Source organism: Geobacillus thermoleovorans (assembly GCF_001610955.1).
Classification (GTDB): Bacteria; Bacillota; Bacilli; order Bacillales; family Anoxybacillaceae; genus Geobacillus; species Geobacillus thermoleovorans.
The window spans coordinates 1778304-1793803 of record NZ_CP014335.1 but is presented as its reverse complement, the minus strand read 5'-3'; the positions used below and the strand labels follow the sequence as shown (position 1 = coordinate 1793803).

At 49.4% G+C, this 15500-nt stretch carries 12 protein-coding genes; 11 read left to right on the top strand and 1 reads right to left on the bottom strand.

From position 1 onward, the window contains the following. Window positions 1-69 precede the first annotated feature (69 nt). The 11 genes from fba (at window position 70) to GT3570_RS08915 (ending at window position 13404) form a co-directional block, all read left to right on the top strand. On the top strand, window positions 70-957 hold the full coding sequence (fba, locus tag GT3570_RS08965; RefSeq protein WP_062898653.1) for a class II fructose-1,6-bisphosphate aldolase: 888 nt from the start codon (window positions 70-72) through the stop codon (window positions 955-957). A 31-nt stretch (window positions 958-988) separates the two neighbouring features. Further along, on the top strand, window positions 989-2191 hold the full coding sequence (locus GT3570_RS08960; RefSeq protein WP_306462099.1) for an MFS transporter: 1203 nt from the start codon (window positions 989-991) through the stop codon (window positions 2189-2191). 299 nt (window positions 2192-2490) lie between these two features. Further along, on the top strand, window positions 2491-3585 hold the full coding sequence (gene xylF, locus GT3570_RS08955; RefSeq protein WP_062898652.1) for a D-xylose ABC transporter substrate-binding protein: 1095 nt from the start codon (window positions 2491-2493) through the stop codon (window positions 3583-3585). Window positions 3586-3697: 112 nt separating this feature from the next. After that, window positions 3698-5212, top strand: coding sequence for a xylose ABC transporter ATP-binding protein (locus GT3570_RS08950; protein ID WP_062898651.1), 1515 nt, complete (start codon window positions 3698-3700; stop codon window positions 5210-5212). Window positions 5213-5214: 2 nt separating this feature from the next. Beyond that, entirely contained in the window at window positions 5215-6390 is a 1176-nt protein-coding gene (locus tag GT3570_RS08945; RefSeq protein WP_047753054.1) for a sugar ABC transporter permease, read from the top strand. A gap of 85 nt (window positions 6391-6475) precedes the next feature. Continuing rightward, on the top strand, window positions 6476-7471 hold the full coding sequence (locus tag GT3570_RS08940) for a Gfo/Idh/MocA family protein (protein ID WP_062898650.1): 996 nt from the start codon (window positions 6476-6478) through the stop codon (window positions 7469-7471). A 16-nt stretch (window positions 7472-7487) separates the two neighbouring features. Next, window positions 7488-8534: an aldose epimerase family protein gene (locus GT3570_RS08935; RefSeq protein ID WP_047753057.1), complete on the top strand. Its 1047-nt coding sequence runs from the start codon at window positions 7488-7490 to the stop codon at window positions 8532-8534. Between the two features lie 261 nt (window positions 8535-8795). After that, window positions 8796-10133, top strand: a complete 1338-nt coding sequence (gene xylA / locus GT3570_RS08930) for a xylose isomerase (protein ID WP_033012686.1) — start codon at window positions 8796-8798, stop codon at window positions 10131-10133. A 13-nt stretch (window positions 10134-10146) separates the two neighbouring features. Then, window positions 10147-11646: a xylulokinase gene (xylB, locus tag GT3570_RS08925; RefSeq protein ID WP_062898649.1), complete on the top strand. Its 1500-nt coding sequence runs from the start codon at window positions 10147-10149 to the stop codon at window positions 11644-11646. A 115-nt stretch (window positions 11647-11761) separates the two neighbouring features. Continuing rightward, window positions 11762-12064, top strand: a complete 303-nt coding sequence (locus GT3570_RS08920) for a hypothetical protein (protein WP_011231363.1) — start codon at window positions 11762-11764, stop codon at window positions 12062-12064. A gap of 305 nt (window positions 12065-12369) precedes the next feature. Further along, window positions 12370-13404 (top strand): NAD(P)H-dependent flavin oxidoreductase, encoded by a 1035-nt coding sequence (locus tag GT3570_RS08915; RefSeq protein ID WP_062898648.1) that lies wholly within the window; start codon window positions 12370-12372, stop codon window positions 13402-13404. A gap of 22 nt (window positions 13405-13426) precedes the next feature. Here GT3570_RS08915 and GT3570_RS08910 read toward each other — a convergent pair whose 3' ends face one another. Further along, window positions 13427-15127, bottom strand: coding sequence for a sigma-54 interaction domain-containing protein (locus GT3570_RS08910; protein WP_082816476.1), 1701 nt, complete (start codon window positions 15125-15127; stop codon window positions 13427-13429). Window positions 15128-15500: the final 373 nt, after the last annotated feature.

Genomic DNA, 15500 nt, shown 5'->3' with positions numbered 1-15500 from the left:
TTCGAAAACGTATCAAGCTCCGCAAGAGCGCTTGATACGTTTTCCGTATATTGAAAAGGAGGAAGAACAATGCCGCTTGTGTCGATGAAAAACATGCTGCAACGGGCATGGCAAGGAAGATATGCCGTCGGACATTTCAACATCAACAATTTGGAATTTGCCCAGGCCATTTTGCTGGGGGCTGAGGAAGAAGAAGCGCCGGTCATTTTGGCCGTGAGTCCGGGATATATTGACCATCTCGGTGGGTTGCGGACCGCAGCGGCCATGGTGAAAGAGCTCGTGAAGGAGTACCGCATCACGGTGCCGGTCGCGCTTCATTTGGATCACGGCTCTTCCTATGAACAATGCCTCGAAGCGATGGAAGCCGGGTTTACTTCGGTGATGATCGATGCATCCCATCATCCGTTAGAACAAAATATTTCCATCACGAAACAAGTCGTCAAAGCCGCCCGGGAGTTTGGCGCCTCGGTCGAAGCGGAAGTGGGGAGGATCGGGGGGCAGGAGGACGACTTGGTGGTGGACGAAGCAGAAGCCATGTATGCCATTCCTGAGGAATGCGAACGCCTTGTGAAAGAAACAGGGGTCGACTGCCTCGCTCCGGCGTTAGGTTCGGTTCACGGCCCGTACAAAGGGAAGCCAAAGCTGGGATTTGCCCAGATGGAAGAGATCGGGCGCCGAACTGGGGTTCCTCTTGTCCTGCATGGCGGAACAGGAATTCCGCTGGCCGATATTCAAAAGGCGATTTCCTTCGGAACGGCGAAAATCAATGTCAACACCGAGAACCAATGGGCCTTTACCCGCGGCATTTGCCGCATGTTCCGCGAGAACGAGGGACTGTATGATCCGAGGAAATACCTTGGCGCCGGAAGAGAAGAAGTGAAACAGACGGTCAAACAAAAAATTCGCGAATTCGGTTCGGCAAAGAAGGCAACAGAGACCTTGTTGCCTTCGGTGTAGCCATACATGAACACGCAAAGGGGGGAGTGGGGTGGCTCACAGCCCATGGCGCAAGGATGTGGCGATGTTCCTCATCGCCTCCTTTTTCTTTTGGTTGTCTCTTTTTATTTATATACCGATCCTGTCTCCGTATGTGGAACAGCTGGGAGGGGCGTATTCGTTTGTCGGGCTTGTCTTGGGCAGTTACGGCCTCATGCAGTTTTTATGCCGCATTCCGATCGGCCTTGTCTCGGATATGGTGCAAAGGAGAAAGCCGTTTGTCACGCTCGGTATGGCGGCTGCTATGGGAAGCGGGTGGCTGTTTGCGATCACGAACAGCTTAGGATGGGCGCTTGTGGCAAGAGCGCTCGCTGGCGTCGCCGCCGCGACGTGGGTCGTCTTTACGGTTCTGTATGCTAGTTACTTCCGTCCGGAAGACACCCATCGGGCGATGGGCCAAATTTCGCTTGTCGTGGTGTTGGCACAGCTGGTCGGCATGACCGTGAGCGGATCGATCGTGGACCGCTGGGGATGGCACGCCCCGTTTTGGGCTGGGGGATGTCTGGCCGCGGTGGGTGTTGTTCTCTCCTTATCCATTAAGGAGGAAAAACAAGGCGAGAGATCGGCGCGGCCGCAAACCGTCCAACTCAAAGACCTTTTTTCTGTGATGAAGGAACCGTTGTTGCTCAAAGTCTCCGTTTTATCCGTGTTGGCCCACGGGATCATGTTTACGACCATCTTTGGCTTCACACCGGCGTATGCCTTAAGGACAGGCCTCAATGAAAACGATTTAAGCCTTCTGATGGTTTGCTTTATGATCCCTCACGCCATTGCGACGGTGTTCATCGGAAAGACGGTCGTTCCTTTACTCGGAAAATGGCGGTCCTTGGCCATTGCCTTTTTCGGCAGCGCCTTGTTTACGTTCTTGATTCCAGTTGCCAGCGGAAGCTTGTTTGTTTATATCGTCCAAATCGGGAGCGGCTTTTTCCTCGGCCTTTTATTCCCTTTGTTGTTAGGAATGTCGATTGAATCCGTTGATGAAAGCCAAAAGGCGACCGCCATGGGAACGTATCAGGCGATTTACGCCATCGGCATGTTTGGCGGTCCGTACCTTGCCGGCATCGTCAACGAGCTCATCGCTCTTCCTTTCGCTTTTTATTTCGCCGGCACCCTCGGGCTCATCGCCATAGGGATGATTGCTGTATGGAAGAGAAAAGAGAGGGGGTTGAACAAGGTGGTTCATCGAGGATATTAGTGAGAAGTAGGTTAGGTATAAAATAGTGATTGATCATTTTATCTACTAGTTTTGGGACTAGGGGGACGAAGAGAGAGTGATCCCCCATCCCCCGTTAACATAAATATAAGAATCCCCAGTTGGTTGAAGATTATGCTTGAGTTGAAGTTACTGCCCCTAGATTAATCCCTGTTCATCGTAAGGAGATGTTTCCCTAAATAAAAAAATTTATATTATATTCGTTTGTATGATAGACAAACCAAGATAATTATCTTATAATTTATACTGAAAGTTCTAGAAAATAATAAAGGGGGATCACAATGAAGACCGTCCGAAAAATTTTCATTTCTGTTCTACTGTTGTCTCTCGTTTTGCTAATGCTTTCCGCTTGCGGACAAGACGTTGCCAAAAATGAAAGCGGAAACAAAAGTGGGGGCCAGACAGGTCAAGACGAGAAAATTAAAATTGGCTTTTCCGTATCTGACCTAACACTAGAAAGATGGCAGCATGACCGTGATATCTTTGTACAAGAGGCGAAAAAGCTGGGAGCTGATGTCATCGTCCAGTCAGCGAACGGGGATAGTGAGAAACAATTATCCCAAATACAAAACATGTTATCCCAAGGAATTGACGTTTTAGTCATTGTAGCTGTTAATACAGAATCATTATCTCCTGTTGTTCAGCAAGCTAAAAAAGAAGGGGTCAAAGTGCTAGCCTATGACCGCCTGATTATGAATGCAGATGTCGATGCGTATGTTTCCTTTGACAACGTGCGTGTCGGTGAGATGCAGGCTGAGTATTTGGTGAAAAAAGTACCTAAAGGAAACTACTTCCTATTGGGCGGCTCACCGACCGATAATAACGCGAAGATGTTTAGAGAAGGACAAATGAATGTTTTACAGCCATTGATTGATAAAGGCGATATTAAGGTTGTCGGGGATCAATGGGCAAAAGACTGGCAAGCTTCTGAAGCGATGAGAATTATTGAAAATGCATTGACAGCCAATAAAAACCAAATTGATGCCATTGTAGCATCGAACGACAGTACTGCAGGCGGGGCGATTCAAGCGCTGAAGGCTCAAGGTCTTGACGGAAAAGTAGCGATTTCTGGCCAGGACGCCGACTTGGCTGCCGTTCAGCGAATTGTGGAAGGAACTCAATCAATGACCGTGTACAAACCGATTAAAAGCATCGCAACAAAGTCTGCTGAAGTTGCAGTACAGCTGGCGAAGGGTGAAAAAATTCAAGCGGACGAAACAGTGAATAATGGGAAGGTAGACGTGCCGTTTATTAAACTGGATCCGATTATGGTAGATAAAGATAATGTGATTGACACTGTTATTAAAGATGGATTCCATTCGTATGACGAAGTTTACAAAAATGTTCCTGAAGACAAACGCCCGCCGCGTCCGTAATTCGTTATGATTGATATACGGGCAGCCATCCTTGTCGTAACGAGATGGATGCTGCCCGTAGCTTCTAAACTTAGTTTATTAATCTAACTATCTTTGTTAGTAGGTGGGATATATGCAACCGTATATTTTGGAAATGAAGGGGATTACAAAAGAGTTTCCAGGGGTTCGGGCGTTGGACAACGTGACTTTTTCTGTCCGTAAGGGGGAAATTCATGCCCTTTGTGGTGAAAATGGCGCAGGAAAGTCTACCTTGATGAAAGTCTTAAGTGGTGTTTATCCATATGGAACATATGATGGAAAGATCTATATCGAGGGAAAAGAAGTCCGATTTCGAAATATTAAAGAGTCTCAAGAAGCAGGAATTGCGATTATTTATCAAGAACTAGCTGTAGTCGAGGAAATGACGGTTGCGGAGAACTTGTTTCTCGGTCATGAACTAATGCGAGGTAAATATATTGATTGGAATCGTTTATATTCTGAGGCACAGAAATGGTTGCAGAAAATTGGGTTGGACATTGACCCAGAGACAAAGGTTCGCAATTTAACGGTGGGCAAACAGCAGTTAATTGAAATTGCTAAAGCACTCTCAAAAAATGCTAAAATTATTATTTTAGACGAACCGACAGCAGCATTAACCGATAGTGATGTTGCCACCTTAAAAAATATTTTGTGCGATCTTCGTTCTCAAGGAGTAACTTGCATTTATATCTCCCATAGACTGAATGAAGTTATGGAATTGGCAGATACGGTAACCGTTTTGCGTGATGGCCAAACAATCAGCACCGATCGTATCGAACTGCTGACAGAAGAGCAGATTATTGCAAAAATGGTTGGAAGGGAATTAAATGAATTATATCCGTATGAACCAAGGAATGTTGGGAAAGAAATTCTCAAAGTTGACCACTATTCTGTCATTGATGAACAAACGGGAAGGGAAGTAATTCACGATGTTTCATTTTCATTAAAAGCAGGGGAAATTCTCGGAATCTCAGGATTGATGGGTTCAGGGAGAACCGAATTGTTTACTAGCCTATTCGGTGCCTATCATGGCAAGAAAAGAGGAACAGTTTGGATTGATGGGAAACAAGTTGATATTCGCCGTCCTGCAGAGGCGATTCAGTACGGAATGGCGTATGTATCTGAAGACCGAAAAAAGTATGGTCTCGTTTTAGAGATGGATATTATTAAGAATTCCACTCTTGTCGCTTTGAAAAAAGTCACAAAATGGAACGTTATTGATCATGCGTTAGAAGTGAAGCAGGCAGAAGAAATAACGAAAAGAATGAAATTAAAAGCTCCTACTTTAGAAGCGAAAGTATCCCAACTAAGCGGTGGAAACCAGCAAAAAGTCGTTTTAAGCAAATGGCTTTTAAATAGCCCGAAAATATTGATTTTGGATGAACCGACTCGCGGAATCGATGTCGGGGCAAAGTACGAAATTTACAAAATTATTAACGAGTTAGCTAGTCAGGGAGTGGGAATTGTTTTAATTTCATCTGAGTTGCCAGAAGTCATGGGAATGTCGGATCGCATTTTAGTCATGTCCGAGGGAAGAATAACCGGGGAGTTTCAGCGTCATGAGGCCACCCAAGAGAAAATTATGACTTGTGCAACGGGAGGAAAATGAGGATGAAAAGCCCGATTTCTACAGCAACCTCAGAGAGTCAAGCAAACGGGAAAATACAATGGAAATTTGACTTTCGTTCTTATACGCTGATTATAGCATTAGTGTTTATCGCCGTTATTTTCGGTGTTTTAACTGATGGAGAGTTTATATCGTCACGAAATTTATCGAACTTATTTATGCAGATGTCTGTCATTTCGATTTTGGCGATTGGTATGACACTGGTCATTATAGCAGGTCATATTGATTTATCAGTTGGATCTGTTGTCGGACTGACCGGGGGAATCGCTGCGATTTTGCAAGTATGGTATGGCTGGGGAACAGTCTCTGTTATTGTTGTAGCTATTGTTGCTGGCGTATTAATTGGACTTTGGCAAGGATGGTGGGTTGCTTATCGAGGTGTTCCTGCTTTCATTGTAACTTTAGGTGGGATGTTAGTTTTTCGAGGAATTTTGATTGGGATTAGCAATGGGGAGACTGTAGCGCCGTTAGACAATAGTTTCGAAGCTATAGGAAACAGTTATCTCCCTTACGTAATCGGCTACATTTTAGTTGCTGTCAGTATCATTTTATTGTTTCTTTCTTTAGGACGAAATAGAAAGAAACGAAAACAGTTAGGCTTAACGCTCAATTCCAAAATAAATGATTATGGCAAAACAGCAGTTTACTCGCTATGCATTTTAGTATTGGTGTATATGTTAAATCGTTATTACGGCGTTCCTATTCCGATGCTGATCGTTGTTTTATTGGCGATTGTCTTTGTATTGATTGCCGTTAAGACTCCGTTTGGACGATATATTTATGCGATTGGCGGGAATATTGAGGCGGCCGCTCTATCTGGGATCAATATCAAGCGTGTTGTATTAGCTGTCTTCATCTTAATGGGAGCACTTTCGGCGGTAGCGGGTATCATTTTGACAAGCCGACTCAATGCAGCGACAGTCAGTGCTGGGGAGATGTATGAGCTGGATGCTATTGCTGCTTGTGTTATTGGTGGCACGAGCCTAATGGGAGGAAGAGGAAATATCGTTGGGGGGATTATCGGCGCCCTTATTATGGCTAGTATCGATAACGGTATGAGCATGATGAACATTGAGACCTTTTGGCAATACATTGTGAAAGGATTAATTTTAATTGTTGCCGTTTGGGCAGATATCTCAAGTAAAAGTAAGGCAAGTTGAGTTCAAGATGTAAAAAAGCGGGAAGAGGCTAGCTCATTTTAATGCTAGCCTATCTCTTTGAAAATCGAAAGGAGAGAATGAAAAAATGAAACGCCAAGTCCACTTTGGCATCATCAGCACCGCCGCTATTGCCAAAGAGGTGATGATTTCGGCGATTCGCCGAACGAGTCATGCGGAAGTTATGGCAATCGCCAGTGAAAATGGAAAGGCCGATCAAGCGGCGCGGGAGCTCGGGATTCCGAAGGCGTATAACAACTACGAACAGCTGCTTGATGACCCGGACATCGATGCGGTGTACATTCCGCTTCCGAACAGCTTGCACGCGGAATGGACGATCAAAGCGGCAAAGAAGAAAAAACATGTGCTTTGCGAAAAACCGGCTGCCTTATGTGAAGAGGATGTCCGACGCATGATCAGATCGTGTGAAGAAAACGGTGTTTTATTCATGGAAGCATTCATGTACCAATTCCATCCGCAGCATGAACGGGTCAAACAGCTTTTGGCCGCTAGCGAGATCGGCGAAGTCAAGTATATGCGCACCCATTTCTCCTTTTACTTGCAAGACCGGGCAACGAATATCCGCATGAACCCTAAGCTTGGCGGGGGAAGCCTATTCGATGTCGGCTGCTATTGCGTGCACTCGACGAGACACATCCTTGACGCCGAACCAATCGAATTATTTGTTCAATCCCATTTTGATCCGCACCGTTCGGTCGATTTAACGACGAATGGTTGGATGAGGATGGAAAACGGTGTTCTTGTGCAGTTCACGTGCAGTTTTGACATGCTCTTTCAGAACGAATACGAAGTTATTGGCACGAAGGGGAAAATCATTGTTTCGCGGGCGTATCGGCCGGATGTGGATGATGGAGAGGGACGGATTACGATCGTAACGGCTGATGGCAGCGAGCGCGAGGAAACGGTGGCAGGCGACCAATACGCGCTGCAAATCGAGCACTTTTCGCGCGCCATTCTCGAAGGCACACCGCTGTTGTATTCGCCGGAGCGCATGATCAAACAGGCGCGGGCGCTCGACGCTTGTCGCACATCGATGAAAACGGAAGAGATCGTACAATTATAAAGGAAGGAGAATCGAGATGAACATTACATACGAAAAGTGGTCCGAACTTAATGGAAACGATATTCTGTTGTTCACCTTGGTCAATGATCGCGGCATGGAACTGTCGACGACAAACTACGGATGCATCGTGACGGACATCCGCGTTCCAGACCGGAACAGCAACATCGAAAATGTCGTACTTGGGTTTGATCGGTTTGAGCCGTATGTGGAGAATGAGCCTTACTTTGGCGCGGTGATCGGCCGGGTGGCGGGGCGCATTCAAGGGGCGAGTTTTGAGCTTGATGGCGTCACGTACCGGTTGGCGAAAAATGAGAACAACAACCACTTGCACGGCGGCCCGAACGGATTCCATCGCGTGCTTTGGCAGGCGGAACCGGTTCAGCGCGATGATGCGGTTGGGATCGTCTTTTCGTACACAAGCCCGGACGGGGAGGAGGGATATCCGGGAACGGTTCATGTTCAAGTAGCGTATTGGCTCAATAATAACAACGAATGGACCGTCACGTACCGGGCCCGTTCGAACAAAACGACGCTTGTCAATTTGACGAACCATACGTATTTTAACTTAAGCGGCAACGGCAAGCGTGATATTTTGGATCACACGCTGACCATCCAAAGCTCCCGTGTGTTGGAGCTGAATGAGGAGTTGATTCCGACAGGCCGCGTCTTGGATGTCGCCGGCACGCCGTTTGATTTGCGGCAAGGAAAGACGATACGGGAGGCGGTCGAATCCGGGCATCCGCAAATCGAACTCGTTGGCGGAGGCTATGACCATCCGTTTTGGCTCGACCGGCATCATGACAAAGAGATTGTGCTTTCCGATCCAGAGAGTGGGCGGATATTGACCGTCGAGACGGATGAAGTCGGCGTCGTCGTGTACACGTCGAACCAGTTGCCGGAAGGGTTGGATTTGGGCGGCGTGCCGTCGCGGAAATATCTCGGCATTTGCTTAGAAACGCAAGGGCTTCCGGATGCCATTCACCATCCGCAGTTTCCGTCGATCGTATTGCCGGCTGACAAGGAGCAGGTGTCGATGACAAGGTATCGATTTAGTGTTGACTAAGTTGAATTTTAAAATCTGAAAGCAGTTGTGGAAACAGAAAGTCATCATAACAAGTGTCGGGATGTAAAGCATTACGTAATAAAAAACGGTAACATCTAGAGTGTGGGGGATCGTATGCCCATCCCCCCTGTAAAACTTCAACCAACATAGTTGTGGTTTTACAGGTGAGAATACTTTGTTTATATGATAGACAAACAAATATGAAAGCGTTATAATAAAACTGAAACAAATCATTCTCGCTTATTTAAGGAGGACTTGGACATGGCGTATTTCCCGAATATCGGAACCATTCCATATGAAGGACCGGAGTCGCGCAATCCGTTGGCGTTTAAGTTTTATAATCCGGAAGAAAAAGTCGGCGATAAAACAATGGAAGAGCATTTGCGCTTTTCGGTGGCGTATTGGCATACGTTTACGGGGGATGGATCGGATCCGTTTGGCGTCGGCAATATGATTCGTCCATGGAATAAGTACAGCGGCATGGATTTGGCGAAGGCGCGCGTGGAGGCGGCGTTTGAGCTGTTTGAAAAGTTAAACGTTCCGTTTTTCTGCTTCCATGACGTCGACATCGCGCCGGAAGGGGAAACGCTCAGCGAGACGTACAAAAACTTGGATGAAATTGTCGATATGATTGAAGAATACATGAAAACAAGCAAAACGAAACTGCTGTGGAATACAGCGAACTTGTTCAGCCATCCACGCTTCGTTCACGGGGCGGCAACGTCATGCAATGCCGATGTGTTCGCCTATGCGGCGGCGAAAGTGAAAAAAGGGCTGGAGATCGCGAAGCGGCTCGGAGCGGAAAACTACGTGTTCTGGGGCGGCCGGGAAGGTTATGAGACGCTGCTGAACACGGACATGAAGTTGGAGCTTGACAATTTGGCTCGCTTCTTGCACATGGCGGTCGACTATGCGAAAGAGATCGGTTTTGACGGCCAGTTTTTGATCGAGCCGAAGCCGAAAGAGCCGACGAAGCATCAATACGATTTTGATGTCGCGACAGCGTTGGCATTCTTGCAAACGTACGGGCTCAAGGATTATTTCAAATTCAACATCGAAGCGAATCATGCGACGTTGGCGGGCCATACGTTTGAACATGAGCTGCGCGTCGCCCGCATCCATGGCATGCTCGGTTCGGTCGATGCGAACCAAGGCGATATGCTGCTTGGCTGGGATACGGACGAATTCCCGACCGATTTGTATACGACGACGTTGGCGATGTATGAAATTTTGCAAAACGGCGGCCTTGGACGCGGCGGCTTGAACTTTGACGCGAAAGTGCGGCGGGGCTCGTTTGAACCGGAAGATTTGTTCTACGCTCATATCGCCGGGATGGACAGCTTTGCGATCGGCTTAAAAGTCGCGCATCGATTGTTGGAAGACCGCGTGTTTGAACAGTTCATCGAAGAGCGGTACAAAAGCTATACGGAAGGCATTGGCCGCGAAATTGTCGAAGGAACGGCCGATTTCAAAAAACTCGAGGAGTATGCCTTGCAGCTCGGCGAAATTCGCAATACGTCCGGCCGCTTAGAGCGGCTGAAAACGCTGCTCAACCAATATTTGTTGGAAGTCAGCGTGCCGAGCGTATCCCGTTCGTGAAAGAGGGATGACTTTGGAATACGTCATTGGCGTCGATTTAGGAACGAGTGCAGTCAAAGTATTGCTTGTCGATCGAAACGGGCAGGTAAGAGGGGAATGGACCGAGTCCTATCCTCTCTACCAGCCGCATTCCGGCTATAGCGAGCAGCGCCCCGACGATTGGGTGGAAAAAACGATCGTCGCACTGCGCCGCGTCTGGGAGACGGCGGGCGTTTCTCCGGAGTCGATCGTGGGGCTTAGTTTTTCCGGACAGATGCACGGGCTTGTGCTGCTTGATGACGATGGGAATGTGGTGCGCAATGCGATTTTGTGGAATGATACGAGAACGACAGCACAGTGTCGGGACATTGAAGAAAAGGTCGGCCAAGACGCGCTGCTGGCAATCGCCAAAAACCAGGCGCTTGAAGGATTCACCTTGCCGAAGCTCCTTTGGGTGAAACAACACGAACCCGAGCTGTACGAGCGGGCGCGGGTGTTTTTGTTGCCGAAAGATTACGTCCGCTTCCGCTTGACCGGGCACATCGCGATGGATGTATCGGATGCGGCGGGGACGTTGCTGTTGGATATCAAAACGAAAACGTGGAGCGAGGCGATCGCCCGGGCGGTCGGCGTCGATCTTTCGCTTTGTCCGCCGCTTGTTGAGGCGACGGCATGGGTCGGGACGCTGCGTCCGGAGGTGGCCGAACAGACCGGGCTGCCGGCATCGGTGAACGTGTTCGCCGGCGGAGCGGACAACGCTTGCGGCGCGGTGGGTGCGGGCATTTTGGCAGAAGGCCGCATGATGTCGAGCATCGGCACATCCGGCGTCGTCTTGGCGTATGAGCAAAGTGGGGAAAAAGATTTCGCCGGACGAGTGCATTACTTCAACCATGCCGAGCCGAACGCCTACTATATCATGGGCGTGACGCTGGCGGCGGGCTACAGCTTTGACTGGTGGAAGCGGACGTTTGCCGAGGACGTGCCGTTTGCCGAGATCGTCAAGCGCGCCGCTGAGTCGCCGATTGGCGCCAACGGCTTGTTGTTTACGCCATATTTGGTCGGCGAGCGGACGCCTTATGCCGACGCCGATATTCGCGGGTCGTTTGTCGGCATTGATTCGGCGCAGACGAAATGGGATTTCGCCCGCGCGGTCATCGAAGGCATTACGTTCTCGCTCAACGAGTCGGTGGAGATCATCAAAGCGAGCGGCAAAACGATCGACTCGGTCGTCTCGATCGGCGGCGGGGCGAAAAGCGCCGAGTGGCTGCAAATCCAAGCCGATATTTTCGATCTCCCGGTGGAAAAGCTGAAGAACGAACAAGGGCCGGGGCTCGGCGCTGCGATGATCGCCGCGTGCGGCGTCGGTTGGTTCGATTCGCTCAAGCAATGCGCGGATGCGTTCAAACAAGTCGAATCCGTCGTCGAACCGCGGCCGGATGCGGCGGCGAAATACAAAGAGCTGTTTGCGATTTATCGCGATGTATATCCGCGTACGAAAGAACTGGCGAAACGGTTAAAGGTGTTTCGGCCGTGACGATAAACTCCCTAAACCAGTGGATGGTTTGGGGAGTTTTTTGTTTGATCAAGCAATAAGGCAGGATGACCCGCCACGTTTGTCGAAAGGAGAACTTGAAAGGTGGAGATGAAACATGGACATTCGAAAAGAATTCGAACATCTTCAATATTTCTTTGACTCGTATTACAATCAGACGTTTTACAATGCTCAATTAGAAGAACAGTTTTTGCGATTTCTAGCGGATGAACCGGAGTGGGTGGTTCGTGCCTTGAAGCTGGAAGTAGAGAAGCTCGAACGCATCCACCATCGCCGCGATACGGAGACATGGGCAAAAATCGAAGAACTTGTTCATGAAAACAGCATGCGCTATTTTTCGTTTGAGGATGGCAAAACGTTTATCAAAGTGGCCAGCCGTTTGTTAAAGGATATTGAGTAAAGGGACAAATCATGAACAAACAGCCTGTTTATTGGACGTCAGGTGACAGCGATTAGGCATGGATCGTATTGTTCGCTTTATGTTTCGATCGATTGATTGAACAACGGATAACACCTGTTCTTACCATATGTATGTGAGATGTTGAAAACGCGCCGCGTTGGCCGGACAGCTGTCGTTCATGGAGCGTGCAAAAGACATAGTCGGCGTAAAGATTGATTCGACAAAGGGGGGAGGAAATCCGAGCACGAAGCGCGAAAAAATAGGAGAGGGGCAAAACGGTTTTAGCCGAAAGAAGGGAGATACGTATGTTCTCTACACTTCCCATCCCGATCATTCAAGCCCCGATGGCTGGCGGGGTGTCGACGCCTGAACTGGCCGCGGCGGTGTCCAACGCCGGCGGGCTTGGGTTTTTGGCTGGCGGGTACAAGACGGCGGAGGCCATGAGGAAGGAAATTCACGAGCTGCGGACGTTGACGGATCGGCCGTTTGGGGTAAATGTGTTTGTGCCGGGGGACAAAACAGTGGATGAAAAGGCGCTCGAACGCTACCGCGCCGTGCTCGAATCCGAGGCGGAGCGGCTTGGGGCGTCAGTCGGCGAGCCGAAATGGGATGACGACGACTGGGAGGCGAAGTTTGATGTGCTTCTTGAGGAGCGGGTGCCGGTCGTGAGCTTTACGTTCGGCTGCCCGGACAAAGAAGTGATCGCCGCCTTGCAAAAGGCCGGGTCGTTTGTCATGGTGACGGTGACATCAAGGGAAGAAGCCTGCATGGCTGCTGAAGCCGGGGCGAATGCGCTTTGTGTGCAAGGGGAGGAAGCGGGAGGGCATCGCGCTTCGTTTGGCAACGATCCGAAAAAGGATGAGACGCTCGCGTTGTTCCCGCTGCTGGCCCAAGTGCGGACGGCGGTTCGGATTCCGCTTGTGGCGGCGGGCGGGATCATGGACGGGCGCGGCATCGCGGCGGCGCTCAAAGCAGGGGCGAGCGCGGTGCAGCTCGGGACGGCGTTTTTGCGCTGCCCGGAAAGCGGGGCGCATCCGCTCCATAAGCAGGCGCTTGCCGATCCGCGGTTTGCCGAAACGGCCGTGACGAGGGCGTTTACCGGCCGACCGGCGCGCGGGCTTGTAAACCGGTTTATGGCGGAGTATCGCGCCATGGCGCCGGCGGCGTATCCGCATGTGCACCATATGACGAAGCCGCTGCGAGCTGCTGCCGCCAAGGCGGGCGACCCGGAGGGAATGTCGCTTTGGGCCGGGACGGGATATCGGCTGGCGCGGGAGCTTCCGGCGGCGGAGCTTGTCGAAGAGCTGAAGCGGGAGCTCGAGGAAGCTTGGCGGAAATGAGTGAAACGTCCGCGCTTGTCGGTTACGGCCGCGGACGTTTCGCTATTCCCCAACGCTGCAATTTTTTCACTAATGTCGAATGATCGATGCCGAGCTGTTCAGCCGCTTTGCGGAGCGATGGGGCAGCTTCGAGCGTTTCGAACACGAGCTGTTTTTCGTACTGTTCCACTTTTTCTTTCAGCGTCGATGCTGACGGTGACTCCATTTGACGGCGGATGTGGGACGGCAAGTCATCGGGTTCGATGCATCGGGACGGAACGGAGACGACTAAATTTTCCATTAGGTTTTTTAATTCGCGGACATTGCCGGGCCAATGGTATCGCTCCAGTACCGCTTTGGCTGCTGGCGACAGCTTCTTTGGAATGCGGTATTGTTCGCAGAAAAAGCTGAAATAATGGTCAAGGAGCGGCTCGATGTCCTGCGGGCGCTCGGACAGCGGTGGAACGTACAGTTCAACGACGTGAAGCCGGTAGTACAAGTCGGCGCGAAACAGGCCGGCTTCCATTTGCTTTTGAAGGTCTTGGTTGGTGGCGGCAATGACGCGGACATCGAGCGCTTTCGCTTTACGGCCGCCGATGCGCTGTATTCTTTTTTCCTGAAGAACGCGCAACAGCTTCACTTGCAAGGAAAGCGGCATTTCTCCAATTTCATCAAGCAAAATCGTGCCGCCATCGGCAAGTTCAAACAAACCGATTTTGCCGCCGGCTTGGGCGCCGGTGAACGCCCCTTTTTCATAGCCGAACAGCTCTGACTCAAGCAACGATTCAGGAATCGCCGCGCAGTTGACTTTAATGAAGGGAGCGTCTTTGCGTGGGCTGAGATAATGGATCAAATTAGCGATCACTTCTTTGCCGACGCCGGACGGGCCGGTCAATAACACCGTTGTTGGGTAGGCTGCGATTTGCATTACTTTGTCGATGAGTGTTTTCATGGCCGGGCTGCGGCAAATCATGGCCTCCTCACGGTTGTCGACGGAGAACGTATAACGATGCTGGTTGAGCTGTGAAAAACTTTTGGCTTTTTCCAACTCAAGCTTCAGCTTGTTCAGTTCCGAGATGTCGCGGACGCTCGTGACCACCATCTCGATGTCTCCTTGTTCGTTGAATACTGGATTTCCAGTGACGATGACATCTTTTTTTCCGCCAATGGTCTGCAACATGGAAATACGTTGCTTTTGCTTTAAAACGAGCAAAGATACGGATTGATCGAAATAGCCTTCACGAACGAGTTCCTCCATATGCCGGCCAATCAGCTCCTTACGCCGAAATCCAGTGATTTGTTCATAAGCGGAGTTGACCATAAGCGTTATGCCGTTGCCGTCAACGACATAGATGCCATCTGTTGAGAATTCGATAATTGTTTCCATTTGTTTGGAAAGTTGACGGTAATGTTCGATTTCATTGAAATCTTGCAAAACAGCAACTGCACCGGCTAATTCACCGTTTTCATAAAAAGGAGTGCGATTGACAAGAAAGGTGCGTCCGTGAATGATCGCTTCTGTCCCGATCATTCGTTCCCCTGTTTTGGCTACATGTGGGAGCTTTGTTTCGGGCAACAGGGCAAAGATGTCTTTGCCTTTCCACTCTTCTCCTTCGAGGTGAAGCAGTTGTTTTGCTGCGTCATTGAGAAAGACAATCTGGTTATATCGATCAATGACGATGACGCCGTTATGAAACGAGGAAAGAAGAGATTGCATCCATTCCTGATTCATCGTGGTATTCAATAAGAATCCCCCTTTTTTTCGATTGGTGGAAATAATCACCGACTGGTGAAAACGGTAACAATATGCTTATTTCAACAGAGTTGACATCTTTTCCTTCTCTGCAATGGTGATTTTTTTCGTTGAAATATGAATGTAGGGTCATAAAACATTTGAGTCGACTGCTTTTTGGTTATGTTCTTTTTATTAGACATGCCTTAGCTCGTTTTTCGGATGAAAGACTGCCAAATGGCCGATGGTGCCCGCGTCCCACCAGTCCTGTGGAGGGAGAGAGAAGGATTGTTATAACTTGTGTATGTCGTCAGCTATGGGGGTTGGCATACTGCTTGCGTAAATGAAAAAACAGGGGAAGGTGACAAGACCCCCTAATCAAATA